This is a genomic window from Rhizobium sp. USDA 4016 (assembly GCF_056279705.1).
The window spans coordinates 3,036,134-3,051,140 of sequence record NZ_JBWCCY010000004.1; the positions used below are offsets into that span (position 1 = coordinate 3,036,134).

At 60.0% G+C, this 15,007-nt stretch carries 12 protein-coding genes and 1 pseudogene; 5 read left to right on the forward strand and 8 right to left on the reverse strand.

The genetic code is table 11. The features are described from left to right. Positions 1 to 122: 122 nt before the first annotated feature. A pseudogene (locus ACZ9DP_RS30730) lies at positions 123 to 227 on the forward strand (VOC family protein); the annotation flags it as partial. 172 nt (positions 228 to 399) lie between these two features. On the opposite strand, the gene ACZ9DP_RS30735 reads toward ACZ9DP_RS30730, so the two are convergent. Both ACZ9DP_RS30735 and ACZ9DP_RS30740 read right to left on the reverse strand, forming a co-directional pair. Beyond that, complete coding sequence (locus tag ACZ9DP_RS30735) at positions 400 to 879, reverse strand: BA14K family protein (protein ID WP_074066870.1); 480 nt, start codon at positions 877 to 879, stop codon at positions 400 to 402. Between the two features lie 160 nt (positions 880 to 1,039). Beyond that, on the reverse strand, positions 1,040 to 2,284 hold the full coding sequence (locus tag ACZ9DP_RS30740; protein ID WP_476204542.1) for an aromatic ring-hydroxylating oxygenase subunit alpha: 1,245 nt from the start codon (positions 2,282 to 2,284) through the stop codon (positions 1,040 to 1,042). A 381-nt stretch (positions 2,285 to 2,665) separates the two neighbouring features. Here ACZ9DP_RS30740 and ACZ9DP_RS30745 point away from each other — a divergent pair, with 381 nt between their 5' ends. From ACZ9DP_RS30745 to ACZ9DP_RS30755, 3 genes are read left to right on the forward strand one after another with little or no spacing between them, the layout of a single operon-like run. Beyond that, complete coding sequence (locus ACZ9DP_RS30745) at positions 2,666 to 3,274, forward strand: DUF6656 family protein (protein WP_239595231.1); 609 nt, start codon at positions 2,666 to 2,668, stop codon at positions 3,272 to 3,274. A 55-nt stretch (positions 3,275 to 3,329) separates the two neighbouring features. Further along, a complete protein-coding gene (locus ACZ9DP_RS30750; RefSeq protein ID WP_476204543.1) occupies positions 3,330 to 4,304 on the forward strand; it encodes an L-threonylcarbamoyladenylate synthase in 975 nt (324 codons plus the stop codon). Between the two features lie 19 nt (positions 4,305 to 4,323). After that, on the forward strand, positions 4,324 to 5,754 hold the full coding sequence (locus tag ACZ9DP_RS30755; protein WP_476204544.1) for an FAD-binding oxidoreductase: 1,431 nt from the start codon (positions 4,324 to 4,326) through the stop codon (positions 5,752 to 5,754). 12 nt (positions 5,755 to 5,766) lie between these two features. Here ACZ9DP_RS30755 and ACZ9DP_RS30760 read toward each other — a convergent pair whose 3' ends face one another. Further along, complete coding sequence (locus ACZ9DP_RS30760; protein ID WP_476204545.1) at positions 5,767 to 7,980, reverse strand: DUF1217 domain-containing protein; 2,214 nt, start codon at positions 7,978 to 7,980, stop codon at positions 5,767 to 5,769. 306 nt (positions 7,981 to 8,286) lie between these two features. On the opposite strand from ACZ9DP_RS30760, the gene ACZ9DP_RS30765 reads away from it, so the two are divergent. Beyond that, positions 8,287 to 8,853, forward strand: coding sequence for a DUF6101 family protein (locus ACZ9DP_RS30765; RefSeq protein ID WP_039846650.1), 567 nt, complete (start codon positions 8,287 to 8,289; stop codon positions 8,851 to 8,853). A 57-nt stretch (positions 8,854 to 8,910) separates the two neighbouring features. Here ACZ9DP_RS30765 and ubiA read toward each other — a convergent pair whose 3' ends face one another. The 5 genes from ubiA to ACZ9DP_RS30790 all read right to left on the reverse strand — a co-directional run bounded on the left by ubiA (position 8,911) and on the right by ACZ9DP_RS30790 (position 14,830). Further along, positions 8,911 to 9,870, reverse strand: a complete 960-nt coding sequence (ubiA, locus tag ACZ9DP_RS30770) for a 4-hydroxybenzoate octaprenyltransferase (protein WP_476204546.1) — start codon at positions 9,868 to 9,870, stop codon at positions 8,911 to 8,913. A 59-nt stretch (positions 9,871 to 9,929) separates the two neighbouring features. Further along, on the reverse strand, positions 9,930 to 10,415 hold the full coding sequence (locus ACZ9DP_RS30775) for a class I SAM-dependent methyltransferase (RefSeq protein ID WP_476204547.1): 486 nt from the start codon (positions 10,413 to 10,415) through the stop codon (positions 9,930 to 9,932). A 78-nt stretch (positions 10,416 to 10,493) separates the two neighbouring features. Then, the gene (locus ACZ9DP_RS30780; protein WP_476204548.1) at positions 10,494 to 11,075 is read right to left on the reverse strand and encodes a histidine phosphatase family protein; all 582 of its coding nucleotides are present in this window, start codon (positions 11,073 to 11,075) and stop codon (positions 10,494 to 10,496) included. A gap of 49 nt (positions 11,076 to 11,124) precedes the next feature. Then, positions 11,125 to 12,384 carry an SAM-dependent methyltransferase gene (locus ACZ9DP_RS30785; protein WP_283071004.1) on the reverse strand — a complete coding sequence of 420 codons (1,260 nt, stop codon included), beginning with the start codon at positions 12,382 to 12,384 and terminating at the stop codon, positions 11,125 to 11,127. A gap of 136 nt (positions 12,385 to 12,520) precedes the next feature. Then, positions 12,521 to 14,830: a Tex family protein gene (locus tag ACZ9DP_RS30790; protein ID WP_476204549.1), complete on the reverse strand. Its 2,310-nt coding sequence runs from the start codon at positions 14,828 to 14,830 to the stop codon at positions 12,521 to 12,523. Between the last annotated feature and the right edge of the window lie 177 nt (positions 14,831 to 15,007).

A 15,007-nucleotide genomic window follows, 5' to 3' on the forward strand; every position in this document is an offset into this window, starting at 1 on the left:
GCCATGGACGCATATCGAAATAGCGCAGACTTTGGGTGCCGGCTCGCACTTCGTCCCGCAGAAGCATAAGATCACAACCCGCTGATTCGGTCATCCTGCAGATCAGGCGCCAAGGCATAGATATTGTCGACGGGCCGGGCGAGCGGGCCGGAGCGATGGGTAAAATCCTGTCCGTTTACTTCAAGGATCCGGACGGCAACCTCGTCGAGGTGACCAACCAGCTCTAGAATGACCGCATCGAGTCGAGACGAAGGCTTTGCGGTGTTGCGCGTTCGTTCCCTGGCGCAAAGCAGCCGCCATTGTGCCGTCCTCTCGAGGTGAACTGGCGGCATTTATATTCAATATCGAAAAGCCCGGCAGTGGTTGCCGGGCTGATCGGTTCAAAAATTGTATTAAGCCTCAGTTGTAAGGCGAATAGCATTGCTGACGCGGGCCGTTGTAGGGCTGGAACGTATTGTCGTAAGCCCGATATGAACGGTAGCGGTTTGCGCACCAGGCGACGTGACCGCCGCCGCCACTGTAGGCCGGCGGGGCAACGTAGCGCGGCTGCGAGGCGATCGCGCCACCGATTATGGCGCCGGCGCCGAAAGCAGCCAGCGGATACCAGTAGCCGTTATAGTGACGATAGCCAGGGCGCGAATAGCGATAGCCGCGATATCCGCCATAGTAACCAGGGCGATATGCGGGACGGTAACCCGGATAGTATCCGGGACGATAGCCCGGGCGATAGTAACGGCGATACTGAACGTTCTGCACGTCCGAGGATTTTTCCATCTGCGGTGCTGCCGGCATCTGAATGGCCTGGGACGGCACGAAGCTCGTCAGGACAACAGCGGCGGAAAAGACGGCACTGGCAATTTTCTTACTGAGCACATTCATTGTATTCTCCAATCCCCAAGCGCGAATCTGGCCTCGCCTGTAACGTATGAGTGCGGAAAATGTTCCCAACACGCGCCGTTCGGCATGGATTGAGTTTCTACCGGAACGCAAATGAACCGGGGATTAACCGGTTCATTTTCCGCAATTGGAACGGGAAGAGTCAGGCGACGTCGGAAAGCTTCGCCTGATCGCCCTGGAGGCGGTTCACCATGAAGTTCGAATACCATTCGAGGAACTGCATGACGCCGCCTTCATGGAGCATCGAGTAGGGACCTGGCTCGTAGGCCGGCGAGTGGATGCCGAAGGCATTCTCTTCGACGATGCGGCGGTCCTGATCGTTGGTTTCCGTCCAGACGTGCGTAAGTTCCTCGAGATTGTAGTCCACGCCTTCGACGGCGTCCTTGTGGACGATCCACTTCGTCGTGACGGCTGTCTCGTTGGCGCTGAGCGGCAGGACGCGGAACGAGATCGCGTGGTCGCCGAGCAGGTGGTTCCAGGTCGTCGGATAGTGAAAGAGCAGCATGGTTCCGATGCGGTCGATCTTCACATCCTCCGAAAGCGGGCGCTTGACGGCACTCTTGCCGGACATGGTGTAGCTTTCGGCATCCTCGATCAGCGGCATGCGGGCGGTGCGGAACTGGCCGTCCGGCGAGATCTGGAACTTGCTCGGAAGGCCCGCCGCCTCGCAGCGCGCCCAGTGACCGGCGATTTCCGGGTCGTCGGCACCACCGTCCGTGCCGGTGACGCTCGGGGCTTCCGGATAGGTGCGGCAGAGTTCCGGATGGTTGGCGGCGCAGTGATAGCACTCGCGGTTGTTTTCCCAAACGAGCTTCCAGTTGCCCTTTTCGATAATGGTGCTCTGGAAGGCGATCTTGCCTTCGTTCAGACGGTGGGGAAGCAGATAGGGGCCGACCATGTCGCGGATCGGCTGGAAGTCCGGTGCCTTTTCTGCCAGGCAGATGAAGATGTAGCCCGCAAAGTTCTCGCAGTGCACGGGCTTCAGGTTGTAGCCGCTCTTGTCGAAATCATCGCCCATGTGGCGGGCGAAGGCGAGCTTGCCGTCGAGGTCATAAGCCCACTGGTGATAGGGACAGACGAGGCGGACCGACGAGCCGTGTTCCTTGGTGCAGACCCGCGAGCCGCGGTGGCGGCAGCTGTTGTGAAAGGCACGGATGACGTTGTCGCGGCCACGTACGATGACTACGGGATACTGGCCGATCTGAGCCGTGAAATAGGCGCCTGGCTTCGGCAGTTCGCAATCATGGCCCATGAACAGCCAGTCGCGATAATAGATCATCTCCATATCGAGCTTGAAATAATCTTCGTCGATATAGAAAGGCTGCTCAAGGCTGAAGCCTGCGCGCCGATTCTTGAGCTGCCGCAAAACGTTGCTGCGAATATCCATCTGTTTATCCTCGTGCCATAGGCTGCCGCCGCGAAGGCGGGATGGAAGCGCCCGCTTCTTCTCCATGCGGGAGAACTATCATGGCGTCATTTAAACACCGGCCATGACTGCCGCTTGGTTGTAATGCGACATCGGCTTCGAAATTGACGACAGCGTGGCGAGGCAACACGATTTTCGCCTCCGCCCCAGAGCCTTCAAATGCGACATCCGACAAACTCAAACCTGACAGCACAATCCACCTGCATTCGCCGTCATTATCGCATCTGCGACGCCCTTTCGCCACACGCTCCCGCCATCATGCGCAAGAGAGGCGCTTTAACGGGCCATTAAGCATAAACTCCTATGTTTCCCTTATCGGACAAAGCAGATGGAATGCGAGCCATGGCGAAACTTCGCTATTTCGACGCCAAAGGAGATGCCAGGCCGCAGGACATGAAGCCTGCAGCGCCGCATTCCGAATTTCTCCGCACCGGCAAGATCACCCGCGATCGTGCGCACTGGCTCGCCGAAGAACGCCGCTACCTGAGCTACCGCGAAGTAAGCGAGAAAACCGGCCGAAAACTGCACACGGCAGGCATCAAGGCGCATCAGCAGATCAATGGCTTCCACCGCACGATCCAGTTCCCAAAGATGGTGTTCCACCGGACGCTCGCCGACAGCCCGCATCTCGGCTACTGCCATGTCACGGCGGCGCGGACGAAATTCGCCCGCTACGAGGAGGTCAGCTGGGCCTTCTACATCGCCAATTTCTACGCAGACATCGGCGACAACGACAATTTCTTCCATCACATCGATATCAAGTATTCCCGCATGTATTTCGCCGTCGCAATCAAGCCCGGCGAGCATACGCCGGAGAAAATGACGATCGACCGCTCCATTCGCGGCAATGGCGTGCTCTTCAGAACCGACGATCCGCAGGTGGCGATCAGGAATGTGCTTCTGCTTGGCGCCCGCAACGAACAGCTTCGCGAAATCATCCGCCAGCTCTGATATTGATCGCAAGCTTTCAAAGGCCTATGGGACTGCCTGGAACAACGGGCGGCACATGGCACGCATAATCGACATCGCAGAACATCGACATGAAGCGCTGCAAATGGCGTCCGCCGTGCTTTCGGAAGGTTTTCCGGTCGCCATCCCGACTGAGACCGTCTACGGCCTTGCTGCCGATGCCACCAATGCGGCGGCGATAACCCGTATCTACGAGACCAAGGGCCGCCCCCGCTTCAATCCGCTGATCTGCCATATGAGCGATCTGGCGATGGCGGAAGAATATGCGGAGTTCGATCCGGTCTCGCGCGCATTGGCGCAAGCCTTCTGGCCAGGACCGCTGACGATCGTCCTGTCCTTGAAGGCGGAAAGCCGGATCCATGCGCTGGCAACTGCCGGTCTGGATACGGTTGGTATCCGCGTGCCGAAGGGGTTTGCGGGCGATCTGATCCGCGCCTTCGGCAAACCGCTCGCCGCACCGAGCGCCAACACATCGGGCAGGATCAGCGCCACCAGCGCAGCGCATGTCGACGCCGATCTCGGCGGCAAGATCCGGCTCATCGTCGATGCAGGCGCCAGCACCGTCGGCGTCGAATCCACTATCGTCAAGGTCGAGGACGGCGAACTGAAACTGCTGCGGCCTGGTGGGCTTCCGGCTTCCGAGATCGAGCGCGTCGCCGGCAAGCGGCTGCGGCGTGCCGGCAAGGCATCCGCAGCAATCGAGGCTCCCGGCATGCTCGCCTCGCATTATGCGCCCGGTGCCAATGTCCGTCTCGATGCCGGGGCTGTTAAAAGCGACGAGGCCTTGATTGCCTTCGGCGCGGCCGATGTCGCGGGTGCGAGCGATGCCGCCATCGTGCTCAACCTCAGCCCCTGTGGCGATCTGGCGGAGGCGGCTGCCAATCTTTTCGACTACATGAAGAAGGCCGATGCCAGCGGCGCAGCGACGATCGCCTTTTCGCCGATACCGGACGAGGGTCTTGGCGAAGCGATCAACGACCGTTTGCGGCGTGCCGCCGCGCCGCGCGAATAACAAGGAAGGAATGAGCTCGATGAGCGCCAGCGTCTCGCCCGAACTTCTCGACCGCTTCGCCGCAATCGTCGGCGAGAAATACGCGCTGCGCAGCGAGGCCGAGCTTGCCCCGCACCTGATTGAGAACCGAGGCCTCTACCACGGCTCTTCCCCTCTCCTGCTCAAGCCCGCGAATGTCGAGGAGGTTTCGGCCATCCTGAAGCTTGCGACGGAAACCGGCACTGCGGTCGTACCGCAGACGGGCAATACCGGCCTCGTCGGCGGCCAGACGCCGCGCGAGGGCAAGTCGGACATCATCGTCTCGCTCGAGCGGATGAACAGGATCCGCGACGTCGATCCGGTGGCGAACGTGCTGGTTGCCGACGGCGGCGCAATCCTCGCCGAGGTGCAGAAGGCGGCCGAGGCGCATGGCAAACTTTTCCCGCTCTCGCTCGGCGCCGAAGGCTCCTGCCGGATCGGCGGCAACCTCTCGACGAATGCCGGCGGAACGGCGGTGCTGGCCTATGGCAACATGCGCCAGCTTTGCCTTGGCCTCGAAGTCGTGCTGCCGACCGGCGAAATCTGGGACGGCCTTCGCCGCCTGAAGAAGGACAATACGGGCTACGACCTTCGCGATCTCTTCATTGGCGCCGAAGGCACGCTCGGCATCATCACCGGTGCCGTCCTCAAGCTTTACCCGCAGCCGCTCGGCCATCAGGTCGCCTTTGCAGGACTCAACTCCGTGGAGGAGGCGCTTGCCCTGTTCAATCTAGCGAGCAGCCTCTGCGGCACCTCGCTGACCGGCTTCGAGCTGATGCCGCGGTTCGGTGTCGAGATCACCGCCAAACATATCGAGGGCGTGCGCGATCCGCTGGAATCGGCTTACCCGTGGTATGTGCTGATCGACATCTCGACCTCGGATTCGGCGGAAACCGCCGAGCGGATGATGAATGCGCTGCTCGAACAGGGTTTTGAGGCGGGGCTGGTGCACGACGCGGCGATTGCCTCATCCGTCGCGCAGCAGAAGGCGCTGTGGCATATGCGCGAGAGCATGTCGGAGGCCCAAAAGCCCGAAGGCGGTTCGATCAAGCACGATGTTTCTGTGCCGGTCTCGAAGATCCCGCATTTCATGCACGAGGCCGGCGAGGCCGTGATGGCGGCAATGCCCGGCGCCCGCATATGCGCCTTCGGCCACATGGGCGACGGCAATATCCATTATAACATTTCCCAGCCGGTCGGCGCCGACAAGGACGCCTTTATCGCCCGCTGGCATGAGATCAACGAGATTGTGCACGGCATCGTTCTGGCACACAGCGGCTCGATCTCGGCAGAGCACGGCATTGGTCAGCTCAAGCGCGACGAGCTCGCCGCGATCCGCCCCGCCATAGAGATCGACCTGATGCGCCGCATCAAGCGGACCTTTGATCCGGCGAACATCATGAACCCGGGGAAAGTGGTCAGCGTGGAGTAAGAACGTGGCGGCTTAACCGCCGCCGGTCAGAATCTGCAGCGCCGGCGATTGGGTCGTGACGTTCTGAATGTCGTACATCGCCGTGAACCGCTTCACCAATTTGTCGACCTTCTTCGAGTCGCCAAGATCCTTCAGGTCCACAAACTTTTCGAGAAGCGCAACCTGCTTCTCGACATCCATGCTGGAGATCTGGCTCGGCAGGTTGTAGGCGGTGGTGATGACCTGGAAGAGCGCCTTGTCGCCTAGGATGGAGTAGAGCGAGGTGATATCCGGCGCCTTGCGGGCGAAGTAAAGCGCCAAGCGCGTGCCATCGTTCGTCTCGCCTTCCTGCGTCTCGAGCGTCTGCTGCAGATAGGCATCCTGCGTGCGATCGAGTGCACCCTGATCCTGGACGATGCCCAGCTTGGTGCGCGTGAGATTGCCGGCCGTGTCGAAGTTGAAGTCGGCGACGAGGTTCTTGAACTTCGAGTCCGCCTTGGTGTTCAGATAACTGTTTGCATCGTCGGGATCGGATGTGAAAATCTTGCGCAGCGTCTCTTCGTCGTAGTCCTTCGGATCGAGACCGACAGACTTGAGAATCAGACCGGTCAACCGGTCGTCCTCCAGGAAATCATCGAGAGATTGCACCGATTCCATGGTCTTGGCGAAATAGTCGACTTCCTCGGTCGCATCTTTGGATGCCTTCTCCTTCAGGGGACCGTCCTTCATCAGCATTGTGACATGCGACTTATAGTTCGTCGCATATTTGGCCATCGCGGCGGGCGACAGTGCCTGCAGCTGGATCGACGCGTTACCTTCGCCATCGAAATTGAAGGCTCTCGCCAATTGGGTGATGCGGTCGTCCTTGAAGGACGCGACATAGCCCTCGGGGTCGTAAGGATCACTTGCCAGCAGCCTGCGCATGACGGATTTCGACAGTTCCTCTTCCGTCAAGCCGTAGGCCTGAAGCGCAACCTGATAGAGGTCGGGCAGATCGTCGTTCGTCTTGTCTAGATCGCCGGTCTTGTTGGTCTTCAGGAAATCGTTGATGCTGTCGACGTCGGAGAAATTGTCCAGCGTCCTGGTATCGGACATGCGTGTCTTGTAGTTGGCGACGATTTCCTCGATGGCCGCTTTCGCCTCGTCGTCGTAACGGGCCATGTAGTTTACGGAAGTTGCCTGGATCAGGGAATCCGATTGCGGGCCGTCAGGCCCGAGGACGCTTCCATCAGCCTCAAAGCTGAAGGCCTGATGGACAGCCGTGGCACCCATCGTATTGGCATAGGCCGGATCGACAAGGATTTGCCTCAAGGCCGTGTCGCTCAGGTCCGTGCCGAAGCTGCTCGGGCCAAGACTGTAAGCGGCCTTGATGTAGTCCGTCAGGCGCTCATCGGCGATGAGGCTGTCAACATTGGTGATCGTCTTGATCTTGGATTCGTAATAGGCCTTGTTGTAGTCGGCAGCGGCCTTCGTCGTATAGACGATATCCGGAAACACGTCGTTGTCGACAATGACGGTCGACGAATTCAGATTGTACTGCTCCATGACCGTGTTTTTCTGGGTCGCGGTCTGGGCCGAGCCATTCACGGTGCCGTCTGCATTGAAATTGAACTGCGCCGCGAGCGCCTGGTACTTCTCACCGCCCTGAAGGTTCACCACGCTGTTCGGATCGTTGAGATCGCTGGTCAGCACATCCCGCAGAAACTGCTTGGACGCGTAGGTCGTATCGATGCCGAACGTCTTCAGCACATAGGTGCGCAGCCGCGTATTATTGACGAGATCATCGACTGTTTGCACGTCAGCGATCTCCGCGCTGTAATAGTCGGTGTCCTTGATCGCCTGCTTTTCCTGATCGGTGAAGGATGCGTTGTACCTGTCGATCAGGTCGTCTTCCTGCGCATCCGTCTGCGCATCGGGCTTGGGCGCATTAAAATTGAACGCCGCCGCGAACTGCTTGTAGCGCTGGTCCGAAAGCTTGTTGGCGAAACTGTCGGGGTCGGTCAGGTCGCTTTCCAGCACCTTCTTCATGAAGGCCTTGGCATAGGTCATGTCGTCGAGGCCATAGGCCTTCATCGCGTAGCTGTAGAGCTTGTAGTTGCCGAGGAAGTCGTCGACGTCCTTCACCTTGTTGATATTCTCGGCGTAGTATTCGGCGTCCCTTTTGACCGTCGCCTGCGAGGCAATGCGATCAAGACTCGTCTTCGGGTCGCGACTTATGATCGCGTAGGCAACGGAGGCGGAAATCATGAGTGCGCCCTTAAACAACCTAAAAGAATAATGCAGGATCCTGCGCGCATTTTGCCATGCAAAGCTTACCCGAGACTTACCTGACGCTGTCCCGTTTTGGCGCAGCCATCCTCGCCGGTCCGTTCATGGTCCGGAAACCCTGCCACATTGGTTTTTGATAACCATCGGGGAAGGCAAAGTTTTCTTAACCGCAAATTTTAAGTGGTCCGGAAGAGGCCCCGCCTATTGTCGAGGCGTAGAGGGCGAAAAAGCCCCGAGGAGAAGACCGGAAACCGGCTCTCAGGTAAGACAAGGGTAGAAATGAACATGAACAACACCGTTATGAAGCCCGCTTGGGCTGGAACGACACTGCGTCTCGATCCGTCGCGCTTTCCCCAGCAGGTCAGCTACGCCATCCACGACTCCACAAGTGACGTCAGCATAACGATCGATGAACGCGGCGCCGTCCTCCGCAAGACCCTTCCCTCCAGCGGCCTGCCACTTTCCGTTGCCCTGCCGAAGCGCGCCTTCAAAGGCGTTGCAGCCCGGGCGATCGACCACGGCAACGGGGAAGTGACCGTAACGCTGGAATTGCACCACGAAGATCCGGATCTCTGCATTCCGCTGCTTGTCGCCCACGATCTGTCCGATATCGCGGCCGATTGGCGGGGCTGGTCGGAGGCATTCCGCATTCCGATGCTGATGGTGGAGGCCGACGGCATTGCACGCCCGCTCGAGGAGCACCTCGGCGATTTGCGTACCAGCCACATGAAACCGCGCCGGCGCCATTCCTATTTCGCCAATCGCCGTCCGCGCTTCCTCGTGCGCCGCACGACCGGCAAGCTCGGCGTGACAATGAAGATCGAAGGCAAGGAAATTATCGCCCGCAATTAAGAATTCGGCGAGTGACCCAATCTGAAACCCGGCCTAGCGCCGGGTTTTTCGTTTCAATCAGGGAAGCCCAAAGAGCAGCGAGACGAACAGTCCCGCAAAGATGATCAGCCCGACACGGTTATTCGACTTGAAAAGCGCCAGGCATTGCGTCGCGTCGTTGATGTCGAGCCTGGCGATCTGCCAGGCGAACATGCCAGTGGCAATCAGCAGCCCGAGATAGGCCGCGAAACCGACGCCGGCCAAAACAAAGGCGAGCAGCATCAGGACCAGTGTTGCGCCATAAAGACCGATCAGCCACTGCCGCGTCCGATCGCCGAAAAGCCGGGCGGTGGAACGCACGCCGATCAATTCGTCGTCTTCCTTGTCCTGATGCGCATAAATCGTGTCGTAGCCGATCGTCCAGGCGACGGAAGAAAGGTAGAGCGCAATCGCAGCGAAAGACAGGCCGCCGAATATGCCAGCCCAACCCATCAGTGCGCCCCAGGAAAAGGCAAGGCCGAGGAAAAACTGCGGCCAGTCTGTGAAGCGCTTGGCAAACGGGTAGAGCGCAACGATGGCGAGCGAGAGCACGCCGAGAATGACTGCAAACCAGTTGAACTGCACAAGCACCAGCAGACCGGCAAGCGCCTGAAGCACCATGAATATCTTTGCCTGGGTGCGCGTGACGCGCTCCGAAGGCAGGGGCCGCGAGCGGGTGCGTGCGACCTCCATGTCGATCCTGTGATCGACCAGATCGTTGTAGGTGCAGCCTGCCCCGCGCATGGCGACGGCGCCGATGAAGTAGAGAACCAGGTGAAACAGCGTCTGCGAGCCGGAAAACAGGCCTTGTCCCGCGGCCACATTTGCGGCAAGCGCCACCGACCAGAAGCAGGGCCACATCAGGAGTTGCCAGCCGATCGGCCTGTCCCAGCGCGCCAGCTGCGCATAGGGCCAGAGCCATGAGGGCAAAACCCGGTAAACCCAATTGTCCGAAGGCGCATCGGCAACGCGCCCGTTCAAGCCGCCAATCTGTTGCATGCGGCCATCTAGCGACGGGCGAAGGCGCGGGTCAATAGCAGCGTGGCCTGCCTCCGCGTTCATCTTCGCCGATAGAGAAAATAACGGCCCTTCTCGACAGACGCAGGCAGCGGCATTTCCTCCAGTTCGGAATGCTTCAATTCCAGGCCGCTTGCTACAAATCCCCCAAGGGCCAGCACGGCGACCACGCGAGAGGGCAACCACTCGCGGATGATTGCATCCTGCTCCCGATAACCGGTTCCGATGTCGGCATGAACGACGGCTGCCCTAGTGCCGGCATAACTCAGGCAAGTCTCCCTGATGTCGCCGATGACGACATCGCCGTCATCGGGCCGGCAGCTTCCATGCGCGCCGTTTTCGCGGTCGAATGCGATGATATGCCGATCCGGGAAGCGCACCCGCAAATGGCTGTAGGTCCTGCCATTGCCGAGGCCGATTTCCAGGATCGGTCCACCGGGCAGGCTCGCCTGCCTTGCCGCGATGTGATCGAGAATATCCCTCTGTCCGGAAATCCTGCTGATGAAATCGTCGAGACGTGTTCGCATAGGCAGCTCCGAAGCTTGAACTCGAAACAAGCTTTACATTCAATCGTTCATCGCGCCGCGCGAAAGCGCAACAGACCCTTACCGCTGGTTCCAGCGCCGGATCACCGGCTCCGTCAGGTCGTGCTCATAGCCTAAGATGCTGATGCTTGCAGTATCGAGGAGGAAGCGCGAGCCGTCTTCCGGCGGCAGGCCGAGCCAGCGGGCAGCGAGCACGCGCAGGAAGTGGGAGCTGGAGAAGATCAGGATCGACGCGCCGGCTTGGCGAAGATCGCGGACGATACGGTCCGCCCTTGCGCCGACATCTGCGGCCATTTCTCCGTCCGGGCAGCCGTCGCGGAAGAGCTGCCAGCCGGGGCGGGCCGCGAGGATTTCCTTCGTCGTGATGCCCTCATAGGCACCATAATCCCATTCGGCGAGATCGGGCTTGATCACGGCATCTGCGCCGAAATTGGCAAGGGCGCAGGTGTTCGTCGCCCTTTGAGAAGGGCTCGACCAGACGGCCGAGACAATCAGTCCCTTCAGGCGATCCGCGAGTTTGCGGGCGGCCGTCTCGCCATTCGGGGTCAGCGGAATGTCAGTCCTGCCGGTATGTTTTCCGGAGAGGCTCCATTCTGTTTCGCCGTGGCGGACAAGATGGATTTCGGGAAATGCACTGCTCATCTGCACGCCTTTCCTTGTAGAAAAACGCGGCCGAAGCCGCGCCGCGATATCAGAAGACAACCTTTTCCAAGGGAGGCCGCGTGGCCTCGAATTCCTTCAGCTTCGCCTCGTTCTCGGCAATGTAATTGCGGTTGTCCGGTGTCGAATACTGGTTCTTGGAAACCTGGATCTGCATGACGAAGAGTTCGTCCCAGCGGAAGCCTATTTCGGAGCCGGCGAGATAGAATTCCCACATCCGGAAGAAGCGCTCGTCGTAAAGAGCGACGGCTTCCGCCTTGCGCGCCATGAAGCGCTCGCGCCAATGGCGGAGCGTATAGGCATAATGCAACGGCAGGACCTCGATGTCCCGGATCAGCAGCCCGGCCTTCTCGATTGCAGGCACCGTCTCGCCGATCGACGGGATGTAGCCCTGTGGGAAAATGTATTTCTCGATGAAAGCATTTGTCGCAAAGCTCGGCTTCGGCCGGGCGATGGAGTGAAGGAGCATGACGCCGTCGTCGGCGAGAAGTTCATGCACCTTGCGGAAGTATTTGTTGAAATTGCCGATGCCGACATGCTCGAACATGCCGACCGAGACGATGCGGTCGAACTTCATGCCCGTCATCGTGCGGTAATCCTGCAACTCGAAGCGGACGCGATCGGCGAGACTGCGCTTTTGGGCGCGCTCGCGCGAGATCTTCAGTTGCTCTTCGCTGAGCGTGATGCCGGTGACGTCAACACCCTTTGTCGATTCCGCCAGATACATCCCCATGCCGCCCCAGCCGGAGCCGATTTCCAGAACACGCTGGTTGGGCTCCAGCAGAAGTTTGGCTGCGATGTGGCGCTTCTTGGCGACTTGTGCTTCCTCCAAGCTGATGCCCGGCGGGTCGAAATAGGCGCAGGAATATTGCCAGTCCTCATCAAGGAAGAGTTCGAAAAGCTTTTCCGACAGGTCGTAATGATGAGCGACATTGCGCTTGTTGTGATTGACCGGCAGCCGGCTCTTCAGCTGCTGCAGTGCGATGCGGCCGACCAGAAGTGCGGCCATCGGAATATCGAAAATTTCGTTGGTGGTGTTCTGCTTCACCATCGAAAGGAAGTCGTAGATGTTGCCCTGTTCAAGAATGAACCGGCCGTCCATGTACATTTCGCCGAGCTTGAGGGTGGGGTCGCGGCGGATAAGCTTCTCCGCCTCCTCGTCGGCAACCCGGACGACGACCAGATCCCCGGTGCCATCGCCAATCGCATGTGTCTCGCCATTGGCCAGCGTGAGCTTCAGATTACCCTTGCGGATGATTTTTTGGACAATTGATAAAAATCCCGACGCCATGAAAGGCCTCGCATATGTGACAGGATGTTATGGGTTAAACTTAGTCGCTCTCATCCGCCACACAAGCGCCGTATTTGGCAGTTCCGCAACAAGGCCGCCGAACTGTGACATTTTTGCAATGCCTGCCGTTAAGCTATTATTTTCGCTTCATGGCCTCGGCAAGGGCAGCGCCGAAGGCGCCTTGGGTTTCCTGTTTCGGGACAGCCGGACGCCGGTCGTTTTGCGGCCGTGCGCCCTGATTTACACGGGGCTCGCCGCGGAGCGCTGAAGCCGAGGAGCCATCGTCTTTGCGCATCGAAAGACCGATGCGCTTGCGTTTTGCATCGACTTCGACGACCCGCACCTTAACGACATCGCCGGCCTTCACAACTTCGTGAGGATCTTTGACGAAGCGGTCGGCAAGCTGCGAGACATGCACCAGGCCGTCCTGATGCACGCCGATATCGACGAAGGCGCCAAAGGCCGCAACGTTGGTCACCGTGCCTTCCAGCATCATGCCGGGCTTGAGATCGGAGATTTCGTTGACGCCTTCTGCGAAGGTTGCCGTCTTGAAGCTCGGGCGCGGGTCGCGGCCGGGCTTTTCCAGTTCGGCGAGGATATCCTTGACCGTCGGCAGGCCGAACTTCTCGTCGATGAACTGCCGCGGATCAATCGATTTCAGCGCCACGCTGTCGCCCATCAGCGACCGCAGGTCGCGGCCGCAGGCGGCAACGATCTTCTTTGCCACGCCATAGGCTTCCGGATGCACCGAGGACGCGTCGAGGGGCTCCTTGCCGTTCGGGATGCGCAGGAAGCCTGCCGCCTGCTCGAAGGTGCGGTTGCCGAGACGCGCGACCTTGAGCAGGTCGCGGCGGCTTTGGAAGGGACCGTTCTGGTCGCGATGGACGACGATGGCTTCGGCGATCGACGGGCCGAGGCCGGAAACGCGTGAAAGCAGCGGCGCCGAAGCCGTGTTGAGATCGACGCCGACGGCATTCACCGCGTCTTCGACGACAGCGTCCAGCGAGCGCGACAGCTTCTGTTGGTCGACGTCATGCTGATACTGGCCGACGCCGATCGATTTCGGCTCGATCTTGACAAGTTCGGCCAGCGGATCCTGCAGGCGGCGGGCGATGGAAACCGCGCCACGCAGCGACACGTCGAGATCCGGAAATTCAGCTGCGGCGGTCGCGGAGGCGGAATAGACCGACGCGCCGGCTTCCGAAACGATGACCTTGGTGGGCTTTGCGCCCGGAAGATCGGCCAGCATGTCGGCCACCAGCTTTTCGGTTTCGCGGCTTCCAGTGCCGTTGCCGATGGAGATCAGTTCGACATTGTGCTTAAGGATCAACGCGGTGAGTTCTGCCTGAGCGCCTCGCACGTCGTTCCGCGGCTGGAAGGGATAGACCGTGGAGGTCACAACGACCTTGCCGGTGCCGTCGACCACTGCGACCTTGACGCCAGTGCGGATGCCAGGATCGAGGCCCATCGTGGCGCGCGATCCGGCAGGCGCCGCCAGCAGCAGATCCTTCAAGTTTCGCGCAAAGACGTGGATCGCCTCCTCTTCGGCGCGTTCGCGCAGTTCGCGCATCAGGTCGAGAGACAGCGACATGGAAAGTTTGACGCGCCAGGTCCAGCTTGCGACATCCATCAGCCAGCGGTCGCCAGGGCGGCTCGCGCCGATTTCATAGGCAGCAGCGATCATGCGCTCGACAGGTTTGTTGGGAGAGGCGGTCTCGGCATCGGCCTCGATCGTCAGCGTCAGCACTTCCTCGTTCCAGCCGCGCAGCATGGCGAGTGCGCGATGGCCTGGCGCGGTCGCCCAGCGCTCCGAATGGTCAAAATAGTCGGAGAACTTCTCGCCGGCCGTCTGCTTGCCATCCACGACCTTGGCCTTCACAAACGCGGCGCTGCGCATGTGGGCACGGAGCTTGCCGAGCAAATCGGCATTTTCCGCAATGCCTTCGGCGACGATATCGCGTGCGCCTTCGAGCGCCGTCTTCGCATCCGGCACATCGGCAGTGATATAGCCCTCCGCCAGCACCGCCGGTCCCTTCGAGCGATCGGCGAGGATCGCGTCGGCCAGCGGTCCGAGGCCGCGCTCGCGGGCGATCTCGGCACGGGTACGGCGCTTCGGTTTATAGGGCAGGTAGAGATCCTCGAGCTCTGCCTTGGTGGCGGCGCCGACGATCTTGCCCATCAATTCGTCGGTCATCTTGCCCTGGCCGGCGATCGATTCGACGATCGTGTCGCGGCGGGCTTCCAGTTCGCGCAGATAGACGAGGCGTTCTGCCAGATTGCGCAGTTGCGTATCATCCAGGCCGCCCGTCACTTCCTTGCGGTAGCGCGCGATGAAGGGAACGGTCGCGCCCTCGTCAAGCAGCTCGATCGCGGCTTTGGCCTGGTCCGGCCGGGCATTGATTTCGGAGGCGATGACTGCGGCAAGCGAGCGGAGGTCTGCGGCCATGGGATTTCCTGAACTAACGAAGGTAGCGGGACCATAGCGGCGAAAAGCGGCAAGGCAATGCCCGGCAGAGCTTTCCACAGCAGACTGACGCCTTCATACAGGTTTGCGCTCGCAGCCATCCGACCCTTCGGGCCACCTTATTCCCCGCTGGGGAGAAGGGACGACAAAGCGCAGCGC

Bases quoted from the DNA above. Each gene is read 5' to 3' on its own strand.
- ACZ9DP_RS30780 (WP_476204548.1), bottom strand. From the start codon at position 11,075: ATGAGCAGTGCATTTCCCGAAATCCATCTTGTCCGCCACGGCGAAACA.
- ACZ9DP_RS30750 (WP_476204543.1), top strand. From the start codon at position 3,330: ATGGCACGCATAATCGACATCGCAGAACATCGACATGAAGCGCTGCAA.
- ACZ9DP_RS30740 (WP_476204542.1), bottom strand. From the start codon at position 2,284: ATGGATATTCGCAGCAACGTTTTGCGGCAGCTCAAGAATCGGCGCGCA.
- ACZ9DP_RS30760 (WP_476204545.1), bottom strand. From the start codon at position 7,980: ATGATTTCCGCCTCCGTTGCCTACGCGATCATAAGTCGCGACCCGAAG.
- ACZ9DP_RS30775 (WP_476204547.1), bottom strand. From the start codon at position 10,415: ATGCGAACACGTCTCGACGATTTCATCAGCAGGATTTCCGGACAGAGG.
- ACZ9DP_RS30745 (WP_239595231.1), top strand. From the start codon at position 2,666: ATGGCGAAACTTCGCTATTTCGACGCCAAAGGAGATGCCAGGCCGCAG.
- ACZ9DP_RS30735 (WP_074066870.1), bottom strand. From the start codon at position 879: ATGAATGTGCTCAGTAAGAAAATTGCCAGTGCCGTCTTTTCCGCCGCT.
- ACZ9DP_RS30755 (WP_476204544.1), top strand. From the start codon at position 4,324: ATGAGCGCCAGCGTCTCGCCCGAACTTCTCGACCGCTTCGCCGCAATC.
- ACZ9DP_RS30785 (WP_283071004.1), bottom strand. From the start codon at position 12,384: ATGGCGTCGGGATTTTTATCAATTGTCCAAAAAATCATCCGCAAGGGT.
- ACZ9DP_RS30790 (WP_476204549.1), bottom strand. From the start codon at position 14,830: ATGGCCGCAGACCTCCGCTCGCTTGCCGCAGTCATCGCCTCCGAAATC.
- ubiA (WP_476204546.1), bottom strand. From the start codon at position 9,870: ATGCAACAGATTGGCGGCTTGAACGGGCGCGTTGCCGATGCGCCTTCG.
- ACZ9DP_RS30765 (WP_039846650.1), top strand. From the start codon at position 8,287: ATGAACAACACCGTTATGAAGCCCGCTTGGGCTGGAACGACACTGCGT.